The sequence below is a fragment of the Streptomyces sp. NPDC005898 genome, from assembly GCF_040629635.1.
Classification (GTDB): Bacteria; Actinomycetota; Actinomycetes; order Streptomycetales; family Streptomycetaceae; genus Streptomyces.
Window position 1 is genome coordinate 57,992 of the sequence record NZ_JBEXWC010000010.1, and the last position, 18,492, is coordinate 76,483.

Here is an 18,492-nt window from a genome sequence, read left to right on the forward strand (position 1 = left end):
TCCTGGTGGGTTGTGTCGGCCCTGCGGCCTGCGGCGGGCTCAGCGTTCGGCGCCGGACCTGCGACGGCGTGCTCCGAGCAGCGATCTGTCCCGGCCGCCCTTGTGCCGTCCGCCCTCCGGCGGCCGGGGCGGGGCGCCGTCCTCGGCGAGGTGGCGGGCCATCGCCCGGATCGTCGGGTGACGGAACATGTCGAGCCGGCTCAGCGAGGGGCGCAGTTCCGCCCGAAGCCGCGCCACCACGTGGGTCAGCCGCAGCGAGTCGCCTCCCGCGTCGAAGAAGTTGACGTCGGCGCCGACCTCCGCGAGGCCGAGCGCGCTCCGCCAGATCGCGGAGATCTGCTGCTCCAGCGCGCCGCGCGGCACGGCGTCGGCCGACGGCCCGTCGAGGGCGGCCGCGCCGTGCGGGGCGGGCAGGGCCCTGCGGTCGAGCTTTCCGTTGGGCGTCAGCGGCAGCGCGGGCAGCGGTACGACGGCCGACGGGACCATGTACGCGGGCAGCCGCGCCCGTACGTGGGCGCGCAGCTCGGCGGCGTCCGGGACCCGCGCGTCCCCCTCGGTCACGGTGTAGGCGACGAGCCTGTCGCCGCCCGGCTCGTCGTCGCGTACCACCACCGCGGCCTGGGCGATGGCGGGGTGGTCGCGCAGGACGGTCTCGATCTCGCCGGGCTCGATGCGGTAGCCGTGCAGCTTGACCTGGCTGTCCACCCGGCGCAGATACTCCAGGCGGCCGTCGGGCAGGTGCCGCACCAGGTCGCCCGTGCGGTAGACGCGGCCGGGTGCGAAGGGGTCGTCGAGGAACCTGGCCGCGGTGAGGTCCGGCCGGCCGTGGTAGCCGTCGGCCACCCCGTCACCGCCGATGTACAGCTCCCCCGGGCTGCCGGGCGGCACGGGCCGCAGCCGCTCGTCGAGCACGTACATCCGCGTGTTGGCGAGCGGTCGGCCGATCGTGACCGGCCGGCCCGCCTCGACGCGGTCGAGGGAGGACCAGATGGTGGTCTCGGTCGGTCCGTACATGTTCCAGACCCGGTCCGCCCGCCGCACCAGTTCGGCGGCCAGGTCGCCGGGCAGCGCCTCGCCCCCGCACAGGACGGTCAGCCCGGCCTCGCCCTGCCAGCCCGCGCCGATCAGCATGCGCCAGGTGACGGGTGTCGCCTGCATGACGGTCGGCCGGTACGTCTCGACCAGCGCGCGCAGCGCGAATCCGTCGGCGGCCGTCTCGGCGGGCGCCACCCGCACCTCGCCGCCCGTGACCAGCGGCAGGTACAGCTCGAGTCCCGCGATGTCGAAGCAGGCGGTGGTCACCGCGAGCAGGGAGTCCCGCGGGCCGAAGCCCGGCTCCTTGGCCATGGAGCACAGGAAGTTGGTCAGCGCGCGGTGGCCGACCCTGACGCCCTTGGGCAGGCCGGTGGAGCCGGAGGTGTAGATGACGTAGGCGGGGTCCTTGGCACAGGCGCGGTCGGGGAAGTCCTCCTCGACGTCCGACTCGTGCGCCTCGTGCGCCTCCTCGCCGGGGTGGATCTCCACCGGCTGTGCCGGGCAGTCGGCGGGGAGCGCGGAGGAGAGCGCGGGTTCGGTGAGCACCAGGGCGGCGCCGGAGTCGTCGAGCATGTGCCGGATGCGCTCGGGCGGGTAGACCGGGTCGAGCGGCACGTACGCGGCGCCCGTCCGCAGCACCGCGAGCAGCCCGGTGATCAGGTCGGCCGAGCGGTCGAGGAAGACCCCGACGAGGGTGCCGGGTCCCGCGCCGAGGCGGGTGAGACGGCGGGCGAGCCGGTTGACCCGGCGGTCGAGGTCGCCGTAGGTGAGGACGGTGTCGCCGAAACGGACGGCGGGCTCCTGCGGCCGCCGGGCCGCCCACTCGGCGAACAGCTGGTGCACGCAGCGGTCGGCGGGGTAGTCGGCGGCCGTGTCGTTCCAGGTGTCGAGCACCAGGCGGCTCTCGTCGCCGGACAGCAGGGGAAGCAGTCCGGCGTCCTCGTCGGGCCGCTCGGCGGCCGAGCGCAGGAACCGCTCGAAGCGTGCCGCCAGTTGGTGGGCGGCGGCCGCCCTGCTCTCGTCCGCCGGGAGGAAGGCGACGGCGCGGGGCACGGCACCGGGCCCGCCGATACGTACGGTCAGGGCGGGACCGGCGGGGCGGTGCGCGGTGCCGTGGCCGTCGCTCAGGTCCACGGTGACCGGCAGCGCGCTCGCCGCGAGCGCCGCTCGTCCGCCGGGGCCGGGCAGGCGCAGGTGCGCTCCCCGCAGCGGGGCGCTCCGCCCGGCCTGCTCGGTGAGCCGTCGGGAGACCTCTTCCGCGAAAGCCGCCAGGGAACGGCCCTGTCCGGTCTCGGGGGCACGGAAGGGCACGTCGGACATGAGGGGCCCGGTGGTGTCCGCGGTGAGGCGCAGCGCCACGTCGAAGCCGCCCTCGTCCTCCCCCGCCATCCGGCCGAGGAACCGCAGGAGTACGGCGAGCAGCCAGGCCCTGGCCTCGTCGGGGTCCCCGGCCGGGATGTCCGGCGGGACGGCGGCGCGGGCGAGGTCGCGGGCGCCGGACGGCTCGGCGGGCTCCGGGGCGGCCGGCCAGGGGACTTCGAGGGGGGCTCGGTCGGCGAGGAGGGGCAGCCAGTGCCTCTCGTGGCGCCGCGCGGCGCGGGCCGTGGTCGCCCACTGCCGGCGGTCCGCGTCGTCCCCGTGCGTGAACCGGTCGCCCGGACGCAGTCCCGCCCCGGCCGACGGGTCGCCGTCCAGGTCGGCCAGGTCCCTCAGCCGTACGTCGAAGTCGGTGGTGGCGACGGTCACGGCCGGGCCGTCGACGGCGACCACGGTGCCGGGCGGGCTCGTGGAGGGGCGGTCGGTGACCTCCGCCTTCCGTACGGCGAACAGGCGCTCGCCGAGGGCGAGGAGCGCGAGGCCGAACGCGTTGCGGTGCGGTCCGAGGTCGGTGGCGCGCACCAGGGCGCCGAGGTCGGCGGCGGGCCGGTGCCAGGAGAACAGGCCGCCGTCGGGCGGGCCGTCGTGCAGTCCGTGGTAGGTGCGCAGGGTGAGGTCCTGCGGGGTGCGGGTCTCGGTGCCCGCGGCCAGTTCCTCCACGAGTTCGCCGAAGCTGGCCGCCGCGGCCTCGTAGCAGGCGAGGTTGAGGGTGTACGCGGTGTCCTCGGGGCCGACCGGCACCGCCCGCTGCTTGAGCACGTCGCCCGTGTCGGCCTCGCGCTCCATGACGTGCCAGGTGACGCCGTGCTCGGTGGCGCCTTCCAGGATCGCCCAGCTGGTGGCGTGCAGGCCGGCGTGCCGGGGCAGCGGCGCGTCGTGGAAGTTGACGGGCATCCGCTCGGGCAGTGCGAGGACCTCGTCGGACAGCATCCGCAGGTTGGTGATGCTGAACAGGTAGGCGAACCGCAGCGGACGCAGCCGCTGCGCGAGGCCCCGACCCGGATCGACGACGCTCAGCCCGTGCTCGGCGGCCCAGCGGCGCAGCCCCGGGTCCTCGGCGACCACGGCGGCCACGTGGTGGCCCCGCGTCAGCAAGTGCTCGCCGCACTCGGCGAGCAGGGGCTCCTCGCCGATCAGGACGGCGCTGAAGGGTGTGGTCATCGCTGTTCCTCCTGGTCCTCGAGGACGCTGCTCAGCTGGCGCAGCAGGCGGTCCACCTCCGCGTCCGAGAGGCTGTCGACGATCTGCTCGATGCCGGGTTCGGGCCCGGCCGCGGTCTCGGTCCCGCCGGGCTGTGGCCCCGCACCGGTCCCGGGCCGCGGCTCGGGAGCGGGTTGCGGCTCGGGAGCGGGTTGCGGCTCGGGAGCGGGTTGCGGCTCGGGAGCGGGTTGTTGCGGTGCGGGTGTCTTCGCGGCTCCGAGGGTGGCCAGGTGGCGGGCGAGGCGTTCGATGGTGATGTGCTCGAAGAGCAGGGTGGACGGCAGCGGCCCGTACTCGCGCTCCAGTTCCTTGGTGAGGCTGAGGACCACGAGGGAGTCGACGCCGTAGTTCTCGAAGGTGGCCCGGGGGTCGAGAAGGTCCTCGGGCATTTCGAGTACACGGGCGAAGACCTCCTTGACCCGGCGTTCCGCTCCACCGACCGGGTCGGCGTCGGCGGGCCGCGCGGCGGGGTCCTCGCCCGTGGCCCGGGGGGCCGGCGCCGCCGGTGCGGGGGCGGCCGGTACGGACGCGGGCACGAAGCCGTCGCTCTCGGCGACCAGGACGCACTGATGGGTGCCGCCGTCCGGGCGCGGTCCCTCGGTGACGCGGCGGAAGCCGTTGTGGGCGAGGACGTCGCGCCAGGCCGTGGTGGAAAGGAGCGGGGAGCCGGGCAACCGGTACTCCGCGTCCTCGAACAGCCACCAGCCGGTGGCCAGGCCGAAGATCAGGGACATCTGGTCGCGCAGCTCCACGCCTTCGTTGAGCACCAGTACGCCGTTGGTGGCCAGGAGCCGCTTGGTGTGGGCCAGGGTGCGGTCGATGCCGGCGGTGGCGTGGAAGACGTTGGTGGCGAGCACCAGGTCGTGGGCGCCGGTCTCGACTCCCTGTTCCCCGGGGTCGCGTTCGATGTCCAGGGCCCTGAAGTCGGCGAAGGGGTGGTCGGCGGCGAAGCGCTTGCGGCCGTGCCGCACGAATCCGTCGGACACGTCGGTGTAGAGGTAGGCGACGTGGTCGCCGAGTCCGGCCTCCGCGAGGGCGCGCAGGACGCGGGCGCTGGTGCCGCCGGTGCCCGCGCCGACTTCGAGTACGCGGATGCGGTCACCGGGCCGCTCACGCAGGCGCTCTTGCACGTAGCGCAGCACCGTGTCGGCGACCTGCTCGTTGCACCGGTCGGTGACGGGGTCGCCCGCGTAGACGGCCTCGACCAGGTCGAGTGAGCCGCCGGGGAAGAGCACCTCCATGTGTCCGCGCCGTCCGGTCAGTACGTCGGGCAGCGCGTCGACGCACCGCAGCAGCAGGGTCGTCACGGCCTCCGTCTCGGGATGACGTGCCGTCAGCTCGGCTGCAACCTCCTTCGGGTGGGCGACGCAGCGGCGCAGCTCCGGATCGTCGAGCGCGGTGGTGGTGACCAGGTCGGCGCCCTCGGCGCGGAGGTGGCCGCCGCGCAGCAGGACGTCGATCAGGAGGCCGAGGAGCCGTTCCTGCCCGGCGGCGACGCCGAGGCGGACGCGGAGCCCGTCGCGGGTGTGCCGCTCGCCGGGATCGCGCAGCACACCCATGGTCCGCAGGGTGCCGACGAGGAGCCGTCGGGCGAAGGTCTCGACGTCCGCAGCCGCGGCGCCGCCGTGGCCGACCGCGCCGGTCACCGCGCGGCCGGGGGTCATGGGGGCGGAGGGGGCGGGCCGCTGCGGCTGCGCCTTCAGCACGGTGTCCGGGTCGACGCCGAGACCGGTGAGGATCTTCGGGTCGGCCTTGACGACGAGCGTCTGCGGCAGCGGGCCCGACAGTGCCCGTTCGACGGCCGCCATGCCCTCCGCCGCGCTGATGGGCCGGATGCCCGCGGCGGCGAAGCGGTCGAGGACGCGCTCCCGGTGGGCGTCGCCGGCCGCGTGCCAGTAGCCCCAGTTGACGGTGCGCACGGGGTAGGGCGCGGTGCGGGCCGCGGCGAGCGCCCACGCGTCGGCGACGTGGCAGCCCGCCGCGTATCCGGCCTGGCCGTGGTTGCCCTCCAGAGTGACCGCGGAGGAGTACAGCAGCACGAAGTCGGGCCGCTCGCCGCGCAGGGCGCGGAACATGCTCCACACGGTGTCCGCCTTGGTGTCGAGGGCGGTGCGCAGCTCGGTTTCGGACAGCTCCCTGATGGGCTTGTCGACGAGCACCATCGCGGAGTGGATGACGCCGTGGAGCGCGCCGAAGCGCGTCTTGGTCTCGTCGATCACCTGGCGCAGGGCCGCCGGGTCACCGGCGTCGCACGGTACGTAGGAGACCTCGGCGCCCAGCTCCTCCAGTGCCGCGAGGTCGGCGCGGCGCCGCTCGTCCGGCGCGGCGCGGCCGACGAGGACCAGGCGGGCGCGGTGTGCGCGGGCCAGATACCGGGCGGTGTCGCGCCCGAGCACTCCGAGGCCGCCGATGACGAGGTACACCCCGCGCTCGCGGAAGCGGGTCGGGGCGGCGGCCGGTTCGACCGCTTCGAGCGCGCGGACGCGCCGTACGCCGCCGCGCAGCGACACGGCACGGACCTTGGCCCGCGCCGGCTCGTGGACCAGCGCGGCCGCCGCCGCGTCGAGTTCACCGCCGCGCACGTCGAGGCAGGCCGCGGTGAGCTGCGGGAACTCCTTGGCCGCGACCTCGCAGTAGCCGACGAGCCCGGCGGCCGCCGGGCGCAGCGCGTCGTCGTCCCCGAGCGGCAGGCCGTCGGCGGTGAGGACCTTCAGGGCCAGGGGCCGGTCGAGCAGGCCGGCCCGGTCGAGGCCGCGGACCAGCCGGTGCAGCGAGACGGTGCCGCGCTCCTGCTCCGCGTGCAGCCCGGCCCTGTCGTCCACCGGTTCGCGCGGTCCGCCGACGCCCAGGAAGTACACCAGGTCCAGGTGCGGGGCGCGGGCCAGGAGTGCGTCCGTGGCGCGCTCGTCCAGGCCGCCGTCGCCGACGGTGAGCCGCAGGTGCTCGGCGTCCGGGTGAGCGGCGCGCAGGGTGTCCGCCAACGCCGCGCCGTCCTCCCCCGCCACGGTCAGAACCGCCCGGGGCGCGGCCGTGTCCGTGACAGCGGGCGGCGCGACCGCCCAGCGGGGCCGGTAGTCGATGGACGGCTCCGGCTTCGGTTCCCGCAGGGCTAGGCCGAGGACGCGTACGCACACCCGGCCGTCCGTGTCGGTGACGGTGACGTCGAACCGCCGCGCGCCCAGGTCGCGGACGTGGGACCAGCCTTCGTCGGGCAGGGCGGCGTGCAGCTCCACCCGGTCCGCGGCGTACGGCAGCAGCGGCCGGCCCGGCGCACCGCCGTCGGCGAGCAGCAGGGCCAGGGGGTGCAGCGCCGCGTCGAGGGTGCCGGGGTCCAGCGGCCGGCCGGCCGCGCCGGAGTGCTCCCGCGGCCGGCGCAGCCGGGCGAGGGCGGTGCGCTCACCGGTCCAGGCCTGGGTGACGCGGCGGAAGTGCGGGCCGTAGGGCAGGCCTTGGCGGCGCAGGCCCTCGTACAGCTCCTCGTGGCTCACCGGGTGCGGGCAGTCCGCCTTGAGCAGGTCGAGGGGCAGGGGGTCGGGGCGTTCGGGGGCGGTGGCGAGAACTTGGCCCAGCGAGTACACGGGGGCGTCGCCGGTGGAGGGTGCGGTCAGGCGGTAGTCGAGTGCCTGGGCGGTGTCGGACTCCGTCGTGGCGAGGGTGACGTCGGTGCCGGTGTCGGCCACCACGAGCGGGGCGAGCCAGCGCACGTCGCTGAAGACCCGGGCCGCGTCCGCGCCCAGGGTGTGGGCCACCAGGTCCAGGTGGCCGGCGCCGGGCAGCACCGCACGGCCGCCGACCACGTGGTCGCGTACGACCGGGTCGGTGGGCGCGAGGGTCAAGGTGGTGTCCGCCGCTCGGGGCGGTGTCGGCCGGTCCGCCTGCTGGGGCGGCGCAGGAGCCTCGGCCGGTTCCCTGCGGGTGACGGGCAGCCAGTGGCGCGGGCGCTCGAACGGGTAGCCCGGCAGCGGGAGCGTGCGACCGCCGCCCGCCGCGAACTCGTCCAGTGCCGTCCAGTCGGCGAAGGCGCCGGAGACCCAGAGCCGGGCGAGCCGGGTGTGGTCGCCGGCCGCGGCGAGCGTGCGCAGGAAGTCCGGGCCCGCGCCGTCGGTGAACACCTCGGCCAGCGCCGTGTGCTGGTCGGCGTTGCCGGTGATCGCGGAGGCGACGCTCTCCCCGGCGGCGAAGGCGGCGAACTTGTCGGCGGCGTCGTCGATGTCGGAGGCCGGGAAGGCGAGGCGTGCGGGCAGCGCCTCGCGGCCGACGCGCAGGGTGTGGCCGGTGTCGGCGAGGGCCGGGCGCTCCCGGCGCAGATGGGCCGCCATCTCGGCGGCGTAGGCGCGCAGCCGCTCCGGGTTGCGCGCGGAGAGCACGAGCAGTTCGGGGCCGGACGGCGGGGCGGCGGGCCGCTCCTCGGGGGCGCGGTACTCCTCCAGGATCACGTGCGCGTTGGTGCCGCCCGCGCCGAACGAGCTGACGCTCGCCCTGCGCGGCTGCTCGATCCTGACCCCGTCCGTCTCGATGACGGGCCGCGCCCAGTCGGTGAGGGCGCGCTGCACACGGAACGGTGAGCGGTCGAAGTCGATGATCGGGTTGGTCTCCTCGGAGTGCAGCGAGGGCACCAGCTGGCCGTGGGAGAGCTGGAGCACGGCCTTGGTGACGCCCGCGATGCCCGCGGCGCCCTCCAGATGGCCGATGTTGGACTTCACCGAGCCGAGGGCGATGGTGCCCGGTCGGCGGGTGGCGTCGGCGAAGGCCTGTCGCAGGGCCGTGTGCTCGATGGGGTCGCCGAGCGCGGTGCCGGTGCCGTGCGCCTCGACGTAGCCGATGGTGCGCGGGTCGATGCCCGCGCGGTCCAGTGCCTCTTCGATGAGGGCCTGCTGCGCCTGGGGGTTGGGCACGGTGTAGCCGCCGGTGCGGCCGCCGTGGTTGACCGCGGTCGCCTTGATCACCGCGTGGATGTGGTCGCCGTCGGCGACGGCCTCCGAGAGCCGCTTGAGCAGCACCGCGCCGACGCCCTCGCCCGGCACGTAGCCGTCGCCGCCCGCGCCGAAGGAGCGGCAGCGGCCGTCGGTGGAGAGCATCCGCATCCGGCTCAGGTGCGCGTACTTCGAGGGGTGCGCGGAGACGTTGACGCCGCCCGCGACGGCGTAGCGGCACTCTCCCCTGCGGACGCTCTCGCAGGCCTGGTGGAGGGCGACGAGCGAGGCCGAGCAGGCGGTGTCCACGACGACGCTCGGGCCGCGGAAGTCACCGAAGTAGGAGACCTGGTTGGCGATGGCCGAGCGGTTGGCGAGGACCGTGTGGTGGTTGCCCCGCGCGGCCTCCTCGGCGGCGAGCTGGGCGTAGTCGCCCCACATCACGCCCGCGAAGACGCCCACGTCGCGGCCCTGTCCCCCGAAGCGGGGGCGGGGCAGGCGCGAGGGCGGGTAGCCGGCGTTCTCCAGCGCCGACCAGGCGGCCTCCAGGAACAGGCGCTCCTGGGGGTCCATCAGTTTGGCCTGGGAGGGCGGGATGCGGAAGAACAGCGAGTCGAAGGCGTCGACGTCCGCCAGGAAGCCGCCCCACTTGCCGTAGCTGGTGCCGGGGGCCGCGTGGTCGGCGGCGAAGTGCGCGTCGGCGTCCCAGCGGTCGCGGGGTATCTCGGTGACCGCGTCGTGGCCGCGGCGCAGGTTCTCCCAGAACTCGGTGAGGTTACGGGCGTCCGGGTAGCGGCCGCCGATGCCGATGATGGCGATGTCGTCGTCGCCCGCGGGCTGCCGCGGGGGCGCGGCGGGGGCTGCGGGGGCTGCGGGGCGCGCCTCGGTGGCGGCCACGGGAGGTGCTTCGGTGGCGGCCGGGGCCACGGGGGGCGCGGTCTCCTCGGGGAACAGCCGGCGGGCGGCGTCGGGGTGTTCGTCCAGGAGGTGGGCGGCGAGGTCGTGCACGGTGCGGTACTCGAAGAGCAGGGTGCCGCGGGCGCCGGGGAAGTCCCGGTCCAGGTGCTGGTTGGTCTCCATGACCAGGACGGAGTCGAGACCGTAGGCGTCCAGGGTGGTGTGGTCGTCGATGCGCTCCGCCGAGAGGCCGAGCACGTTGCCGAGCAGGGCGCGCACGTGGTCCCGCATGCGGTCCAGCAGGGCGGGAGCGGGGGTGGTGGCCGGTGCGGCGGGGGCGGCGGGCCGCGTGGCGTCGGCGGTGCTGTTCCCGTGCGTCGTCGCGAGCGGCGCCGGGGTGTGCGGCGGACGTGGGGGCACGGCCGGGCCCGTCGCGCGTGGTGCCAGCGCCGCGTCCACGGCCTCCGGGTCACCGATGGCGGGGACGAGCCGGGCCCGCCCCGTGCGCCAGGCCAGTTCGAGGGCGCGCAGCCCTTCCTCTCCGGTGAACTCCCGCATGCCGGTGCGGTGGCGGTAGCCGGCCCGCTCCTCCTCCCCCATCAGGGCGTCCACGCCGCCGATGCGCCACAGCGGCCAGGCCAGGGAGAGGGTGCGGCCCGCCGCGCGGCCCTCGCGGACCCGGCGGTCGCGCAGGTCCGCGTAGGAGTCGAGGAAGCGGTTCGCCGCCGCGTAGGCGCAGGCGCCGAAGTCGCCGACGACCGAGGCGATGGAGGAGAAGACCACGAACAGGTCGAGCGGTTCGTCGGCGGTGAGCGCGTCGAGCAGCCGGACGCCGTGCGCCTTCACCGACAGCAGCTCGGTGAAGCGGGCGGGGTCCGCCTCCAGGAGCGAGCACTGGTCGGCGGCGCCCGCGAGGTGGAAGACGCCGTCGAGATGCCCGAAGCGCTCCTTGGCCCGCGCCACCGCGGCCCGCATGCCCGCCGCGTCCGCGGTGTCGGCCGCCGCGAGCAGCACCTCGGCGCCGAGCGCGACGAGTTCGTCCGCGGCTTCGCGGGCCGCGGGCCGGTCTGCGGAGCGGCTGACCAGTACGAGGCGCGCCCGGTAGGTGGACGCGAGGTGGCGGGCCAGTTCGCGTCCGATGCCGCCGGTGCCGCCGGTGACGAGGTAGGTTCCGCCCCGCTTCAGCGGGACGGCGGCTCCGGGGTCCGGCGTGTCGGCCCTGCGCAGGACGCGGACCTGGCGGCCCGCCGCCGAGTGGCGGACCTCCGCCCCGGTGGGACGGCCGCCCTGCGCCAGCTCGGCGTCCAGCAGGGCCGGCAGCTCCGGCCCGCCGGCGCCGGCCACGGTGAAGAGTTCGAAGCGCGGCAGCACCCCGGCGAGGGAGAGCGCGAAGCCCGCCACGGCCTCCTGGTCGGGGCGTTGCCCCTGTCCCGTGTCGGCGAGTACGTAGGCGCAGCGCACCCGGCCGGGGAGGCGGACGGCGTCCAGGGCGAGGGCGAGGGAGCGCAGGGAGTGCAGTCCGCGCGCGAAGGCCCCGTCGAGCGCGGCCTGTGCCTCGGCGGAGTCGCCCTCGCGCCCGTAGGCGACGGGCTCGGCGCTCAGGCCCCACAGGTGCACGACGTCGAGCGAGCGGACGCCGTCGTGTGCCAGGTCCGTGAGGAGCCGCTCGAAGTCGCCGGGCCGCGCGGGGTCGACGGCGTACCGGTCGGGCCCGGTCCTGGTGAACCGCGGCGCCACGCGTACGTCGATGACGCGCCGCCCGCCGCTTGTCCCCGCGAGGCCACGGGCCACCTCGTCGTCGTCCCCGAGGACGAGCACGGCGTCGGCGCGGGGAGCGGCGCCCGCCACGAGGGCCTGGTCCTGCCAGACCTGCTCGTAGAAGAACGGGGCGTCCTGCTGGGCGAGGTGACGGCCGGTGAAGTTGTCGATGCGGACCAGTTCGGCGCCCGAGTCGTCGAGAATGCGCAGGTCGAACTGCCCCTGGTCGGCGGCTCCGGGCTGCCGGGCGGGCACGGCGTGCGCGTGGCACCTGCGCGGCAGCGGCCGCGGCGTCCGGATCTCCAGCGCGCCGAGGTGGAAGGGGACCGCGAGGCTCCCGCTCTCCTGCGGCGACGGCGAAGCCGCCCAGTGGCAGGCCCGCAGCGCGCCGTCGAGCAGCGCGGGCGGCAGCAGTGAGGCGCCGTCCTGCTCGGGCAGCGTGAGGGTGAGGAGGGCGCCGCCGTCGCCGAACCTGGCCTCCTCGATGACGTCGAAGGCCGGGCCGTAGGCGAAGCGGGCGCCCTGGTAGGCGGCCTGGACCGCCGCACGGTCCCTGACCTCGGGGCAGCTCGCGCGAAGGGCGGCGAGGTCGGTGGGGGCCGCGGCGGGACCGGTGGGGTTCGCGTACACCGTGCCGCGCACGTGGACGGTGCGCCCGGTTGTCTGTCCCTGTGCCGTCCAGACGGTGAAGGCCAGTTCGCCGTCCGTGCGCTCCGGTCCGCCGCCCGTGCGGGTCAGGCCGACGTGCACGTCGACGCTCTGCCCGTCCTCGATCACCACCGGCCGGCCCCAGAGCACGTCCCGCAGGCCGAGCGCGTCGTCGAGACCGGCGAGACGGGCCGCCGCGCGGGCCATCTCCAGGCAGACCGCACCGGCGAGCAGGGCCCGCCCCTCGATGACGTGGTCGCGGACGAGCGGTTCGCCGGCCCGGAAGGTACGGCGGAAGCGGATCTCGTCGAGGGTGGACTCGTTGGCGTCGAGCAGCGGGTGGAGGCGGGCGGGCGCGTCGGCGGTGCTCCGGTCGGCGGCGGGCACCCAGTGGCGCTCGCGGGCGAAGGGGTAGGCCGGCGCGGGGACGCGGCGGGGTTTCGGCCCCGCGGGGGCGATACCGCTCCAGTCGGCCGACCCCTCGCGTGTCCAGCGCGCGGCGACGCTGTAGGCAGGGTCGTGTTCGGTCGGCTGCTCGGGACCGGGGGACGCGCCGGTCACGAGGCCGGGGCACGGTGCGCCCTGCTGGAAGGCGCGGAGCGCCCTGACGAGGGCCGCGCCGTCGTCGGCGACCACGGCGAGGCGTTCGGCCATGGTCGTCCGGCCGTGTTGCAGGGTGTGGGCGAGGTCTTCGGCGCGTACGTGCTCGCGTTCGGCGAAGTCGGCGAGGCGGCCGGCGTAGGCGGCGAGCCGTTCCGGGTCCCGTGCGGAGAGCGGGAAGACCAGCGTGCGCGGGAAGCGCTGGGCGGCGACGGGCCGCTCGGGGCGCTCCGGGCCCCGCTGGTACTCCTCGATGACCAGGTGGGCGTTGGAGCCGCCCGCGCCGAACGAGCTGAGTCCGGCGCGGCGCGGTGCCGGGCCGTGCTCACCGGCCGGCGCGGGCCAGTCGGCGGCCTCGCGCTGCACCAGGAAGGGGGAGCGCCCGAAGTCGATGTTCGGGTTCAGCTCGTCGGCGTGCAGCGAGGGCGCGAGGCGCCGGTGCTTGAACTGGAGCAGCACCTTGGTGAGTCCGGCGATCCCGGCCGCCGATTCGAGGTGGCCGATGTTGGACTTCACCGAGCCGATGGGCCACCGCCGGCCGTCCGCCTTCGTCGCCCCGAAGGCCTTGGCGAGCCCGGCGATCTCGATCGGGTCGCCCAGGGACGTGCCGGTGCCGTGGGCCTCGACGTAGCCGATGTCGGCGGGTTCGAGGCCCGCCCCGCGCAGCGCGCGGCGCACGGAGTCGGCCTGGGCGTGCGGGCTCGGCACGGTGTACCCGTTGGTCTTGCCGCCGTGGTTGACGGCGTGGCCCCTGATCACGCCGTAGACGTGGTCGCCGTCGCGCTCGGCCGCGGCCAGCGGCTTCAGGAGCACCGCGCCGACGCCCTCGCCCGGCACGTACCCCGTGCCCCCGGCGCCGAAGGCACGGCACCTGCCGTCGGCGGAGACGAAGCGGCCCTGGCTGAGGAAGACGTATTTGTAGGGGTGCAGCGAGAGGTTCACCCCGCCCGCGACGGCCATCTCGCTCTCGCCGCCGCGCAGGCTCTCGCAGGCCAGGTGGATCGCGGTGAGCGAGGACGAGCACATGGTGTCGAGCGCGATGCTCGGCCCGTTCAGACCGAGGGTGTACGAGACGCGGTTGGCGATGGAGGCGAACGACGAACCGGTGACCCTGATGCCGCCGCGCTCGGCGTCGGCCGCGCCGTAGAGCTGGTACTCGCCGTACATGACGCCGACGAAGACGCCGACCGGGCGGCCGGTCAGCTCGTCCCCGCGGTATCCGGCGTCCTCGAACACGTGCCAGGCGTTCTGCAGGAACAGGCGTTCCTGGGGGTCCATCAGCTCCGCCTCGCGCGGCGAGATGCCGAAGAACAGCGGGTCGAAGCGGTCCACGTCGCGCAGGAAGCCGCCCCATTTGGAGAAGGCGCGGCCGGCGGCCGACGGGTCGGGGTCGAAGTAGCGGCCGTGGTCCCAGCGGTCGGCGGGGATCTCGGTGACGCAGTCCCGGCCCTCGGCGAGGTTGTCCCAGAACTCGTCGAGGTCGTCGGCCATGGGGTAGCGGCCGGCGAGGCCGATGATGGCCACGGCGCCGTCGGCCTCGGCGGGGCCGGGCCGGTGCGGTTCCGTGGTCCGGGCGGGGAGCGCCGACCCGGTCTCCGCGCGGTCGGCCGAGGTGCTCGCGGGCGGTGCGGACGTGCCCGCCGGGCCGGTGGGCGCTGCCGCCAGTTCCCCGAGCCGCCCGGCGTACTCCGCGACGAAGTACTCCGCCAGCTCCTCCAGCGTGGCGTACTCGAAGAACAGCGTCTTCGGCAGCTCGTCGAAGTGCTTTTCCAGTTCGGCGTTGAGCTGGGTGATGACCAGCGAGTCGATGCCGTAGCGGTCGAACGGCACGCGTGGGTCGATCTCCCCCGCGTCGAGCTTCGTGCGCTCGGCGAGCAGTTGCTTGAGGAAGGTGGCGGCCCACGCGGCCAGATCGGTGCCGGACGGTTCGGCCTCCCCCGCTCCCCCGGCCGCTCGGGAGCGGCGTACGGGGGCGGGTTCGAGCGCCGCCGCGACGCGGGCCAGGTCGCCGTGGCCGACGAGCAGCGCACCGCCGTCGTGCCGCAGCGCCTGGTCGAAGACGGCGAGAGCGGCGTCCGTGGCCATCGGGGACAGCCCCGTACGGTGCCGCAGCGCCCGGACGGCGTCCTCGTCCTGGCGCATGCCGCCCGCGAGCCAGAGCGGCCAGCCGAGGGAGAGCGTGCGGCCGAAGCGGCTGCCGTCGGCCACGTGGGCGCGGCGGCGCTCGGCGAAGGCGTCGAGGTGGGCGTTGGCGTACGCGTAGTCGCTCTGGCCCGCGTTGCCGAAGGCCGCGGCGATGGAGGAGAAGCAGACGAAGAAGTCCAGCGGGTCCTCGGCGGTGAGCCGGTCCAGGAGCCGCGCGCCGAGGGCCTTGGGGCGGACGACCTCGGTGAACTCCTCCCAGCTCTTGTGCAGCAGATAGGCGTCGTCCAGCGTGCCCGCCGCGTGTACGACCCCGCGTATCGCCCCGTGCTCGGCGCGGACCGAGTCGATGGCCGCGCGCAGGGCCGCCTCGTCGGTGACGTCGACCCGGTGGAAGGTGACGTCGTGTCCGGCCGCGCGCAGGGCCTCGACGCGCTGGGCGGCCGCCGGGGCGGGCGCGGACCTGCCGAGCAGGGCGAGCGGGGCCCCGGTGCGCGCGGCGAGGTGCTCGGCGAGGGCCAGGCCGAGGCTGCCCGTGCCGCCGGTGATCAGGCAGGCACCGTCCTGGAGCGGCGAGGTGGCGGTCCCCGCCGGGGGTTCGGTGCGGGCCAGGCGGCGGTGGCGCCGCACGTACCGGACACCGCCGCTGTGCCGGGTCTCGCTCTCGCCGTCGTCCAGGCGGGCCAGTTCGTCGACGAGCGCGGGAAGCGGCGCCGTGTCGGCGTCCAGGCCGACCAGGCGGTGGGTGAGGCGCGGGTTCTCCAGCGTGACGGTGCGCCCGAAGGCCGCGAGGGCGGCTTCGGCGGGGTCCGCGCCGTGGGCGTCGGTGCGGTGGGCGACCAGCAGCGCGGTGCGGTCGCCGCCACGGCGGGCGAGGAGCGCCTTGGTCAGGGCGAAGACCGAGCGCGGGCCGTCGAGGTCGTGGCCGCCCTCGGCCGCGCACCAGGTGTGCAGCACCGTGGCAGGGGTGCGGCCCGTTCCGGCGAGCCCGTCGAGGAGCGCGGCGAAGTCCGCCTCGCGGTGCGGGTCCACGGTGTAGTGGTCGTCGTCGACCCGCGTGAACTCCTCGCCGGGAGTGGCGAGGACCACCGCGGGGTCCGGGTCACCGGCGTCCCTGAGCGCTTCGAGCAGCGCGGTGCGCTGGGCGGGCTCGTGGGAGAGGAGGAGCCGCGGGCCGGCGGGCGGGGCCGCCGGGGCGTCGGATGCCGCCGGCTGCCAGACGCCGGCGAAGAGGGCGGTCTCCGGCTCGTCGCGGCCGTTCCTGAGGGTGCGTACGGACAGGTCGCGCAGGCGGGCGAGCAGGCGGCCCTCGGTGTCGAGGAGGTCGATGTCCGCCTTGGTCTGCTTCTCGCCGCCGCCGTGGGCGGGCAGCGTGACGTGGGCGAGGCAGTGCCGGGGCAGCGGCGCGAACACGTCGAGGCCGCCGAGCGCCAGCGGCAGGTAAGTGGTGCCCTCGTCCTCGCGGGCGGCGAGCAGGCATACCACCGCGTGCAGCGCGGCGTCCAGCAGCGACGGGTGCAGGACGAAGTCCTCCGTGTCCCGCTCCCCCGCCGGGAAGGCGTCGGCGGGCAGTTCGAGGACGCCCAGTGCCTCGGCGTCGCCGCGGCGCAGCTCGCGCAGGGAGCGCATGGCCGGGCCGTAGTCGAGGCCGCGGGCCCGCAGCAGGCCGTAGAGGTCGGCCGCGGCGAGCAGGTCGGGGCAGCGCGCCGTGAGGGCGTCCGGGTCCACCGGGGGCGGGGCGTCGGCGGGGGCCGTGGCGGACAGCTCGCCGCGGGCGTAGATCTCGGGCTCGCCCGCCGCCGTCCCGGCCGGGTCGGTGATCGCGAACCGTGCTCCGTCCCCGTGCGGGGTCAGCTCGACGTGCACGGTGCGCGGTCCGCGCGGGAAGGACAGCGGCCGTTCGAAGGAGACCCTGGCGAGGGAGCGCGCCCCGGTGGGCAGGGACAGCGCCCCCGCGGCGCGCGCCATCTCCAGGTAGCCGACGGCGGGCATGATGGCCCGGCCGTCGACGCGGTGGTCGGCGACGAAGAACTCGTCGCCGGTCAGGGTGGTGGCGTAGCGGTGCTCGGCCAGGGTCGAGACGTTGGCGCCGATGAGCGGATGCGGGCCCTTGACGGCGTCCGCGCCCGCGCTGTCCGACGGCGGTTCGAGCCACACCCTGCGGCCTTCGAAGGGGTAGGTGGGCAGCGGGACACGGCGGCGCCGCTCACCCGCGTAGAACTCCTCCCAGTCCACCTCGGCGCCGTCGAGCCAGGCGGTGCGCACGGCGTCCAGCAGGGCACGGCCCGAGAGCTCCGGGTCCGGTGTGAACAGCCGCTGCTCGGCAACGTCTTCGGCCTGACCGGTCGCGCAGCCGGGCTCTTCGCGTGCACGCAGGGCGCGCACCGCCTCGGCGGAATCGGCGCAGATCACGGCGCGGCGGTGACGGTGGGCCCGGCGGCCCATCGCGAGGGTGTACGCGGCGTCGGCGAGGTCGGTGCCGGGGGCGGCCTCGAAGTGGTCGGCGAGGGCGTCGGTGAGGGCGTCGAGGGCGGTGGGGGTCCTGGCGGAGAGCAGCAGGAGCTGCTCCCCGCGCGCGGAGGGGTCGCCCGGGTCCTGCTGGGGGGCTTCCTGGAGGATCGCGTGCGCGTTGGTCCCGCCGATGCCGAACGAGCTGACCCCGGCCCGCAGCGGCCCCTCGGCCGTCCAGGGTTTCGTCTCGGTGCTGACGTAGAACGGGGTGGCGGCGAAGTCGATGGCCGGGTTGGGCTGATCATAGTTGAGGGTGGGCACCAGGGAGCGGTGGCGCAGCATGAGCGCCGTCTTGATCACTCCGGCGACGCCCGCGGCGGCGTCCAGGTGGCCGACGTTGGACTTGAGGGAGCCGATGGCGCAGAAGCCCGTGTCGGATGTGCCGCGGCGGAACGCGTCGGTGAGCGCGGACACCTCCACGGGGTCGCCGAGCCGCGTCGCGGTGCCGTGCGCCTCGACGTAGGAGATGCTCTCCGGTTCCGTGCCGGAGACCGCGTGCGCCTCGGCGATGACGGCCGCCTGGCCCTCCTTGCCGGGGGCGGCGTAACTGACCTTGAGGGAGCCGTCGTTGTTGGTGGCGGTGCCCTTGATCACGGCGTGGATCGTGTCGCCCGCGTCGAGCGCGTCCTCCAGGAGCTTGAGGACGACGATGCCCACGCCGTTGCCGAGGACGGTGCCGCCGGCCTGGGCGTCGAAGGTGCGGACCCGGCCGTCCGGGGAGAGGATCGCGCCCTCCTCGTACAGGTAGCCGCGCGTCTGGGGCAGCTTGACCGTCACGCCGCCCGCCAGCGCCATGTCGCACTCGCCGTTGATGAGCCCCTGACAGGCGAGGTGGATGGCCACGAGCGAGGTCGAGCAGGCCGTCTGGACGCTGTAGCTCGGTCCGCGCAGGTCGAGCTTGTAGCTGACGCGGGTGGCGAGGAAGTCCTTGTCGTTGCCGACCATGACCTTGAAGTGGTCGGAGGTGGCGGTCTGGTCGATGCTCGGCAGGACGTGCTGCTGGAGGTAGGTGTTGATGGCGGCGCCGCCGTAGACGCTGATCAGCCCGTCGTAGCGGCGCGGGTCGTAGCCGGCGTCCTCCAGCGCGGTGTGGCAGCTCTGCAGGAAGAGGCGCTGCTGGGGGTCGATGACCTCGGCCTCCGCCGGGGTGAACTCGAAGAAGCCGGTGTCGAAGAGGTCGACGTCGGGCAGGACGCCGTGGGCTCGTACGTACGCCGGGTCGGCGCGCAGCGCGGCGGGTACGCCGGCGTCGGCCAGTTCCTCGTCGCTGAACCGGGTGATGCCCTCGCGGCCCGCGCGCAGCAGCTCCCAGAATTCCCCCACGCTGTCGGCGCCGGGGAAGCGCCCGGCCATGCCGACGATGGCGATGTCGTTCCCGGACACCTCGGTGGCGTCGTGCGAACTCACGGTC

At 75.4% G+C, this 18,492-nt stretch carries 2 protein-coding genes; both read right to left on the reverse strand.

The window, feature by feature from the left end; all coding sequences use genetic code 11:
* Nucleotides 1-39: 39 nt before the first annotated feature.
* Nucleotides 40-3,573 carry an amino acid adenylation domain-containing protein gene (locus tag ABZ385_RS16050; protein WP_358911807.1) on the reverse strand — a complete coding sequence of 1,178 codons (3,534 nt, stop codon included), beginning with the start codon at nt 3,571-3,573 and terminating at the stop codon, nt 40-42.
* Complete coding sequence (locus ABZ385_RS16055) at nt 3,570-18,488, reverse strand: SDR family NAD(P)-dependent oxidoreductase (RefSeq protein ID WP_358911809.1); 14,919 nt, start codon at nt 18,486-18,488, stop codon at nt 3,570-3,572. Before ABZ385_RS16055 ends, ABZ385_RS16050 begins: the two co-directional genes overlap by 4 nt.
* Nucleotides 18,489-18,492 lie beyond the last annotated feature (4 nt).

Excerpts from the sequence above, each read along its gene's own strand:
- ABZ385_RS16050 (WP_358911807.1), bottom strand. The coding sequence starts at position 3,573 with ATGACCACACCCTTCAGCGCCGTCCTGATCGGCGAGGAGCCCCTGCTC.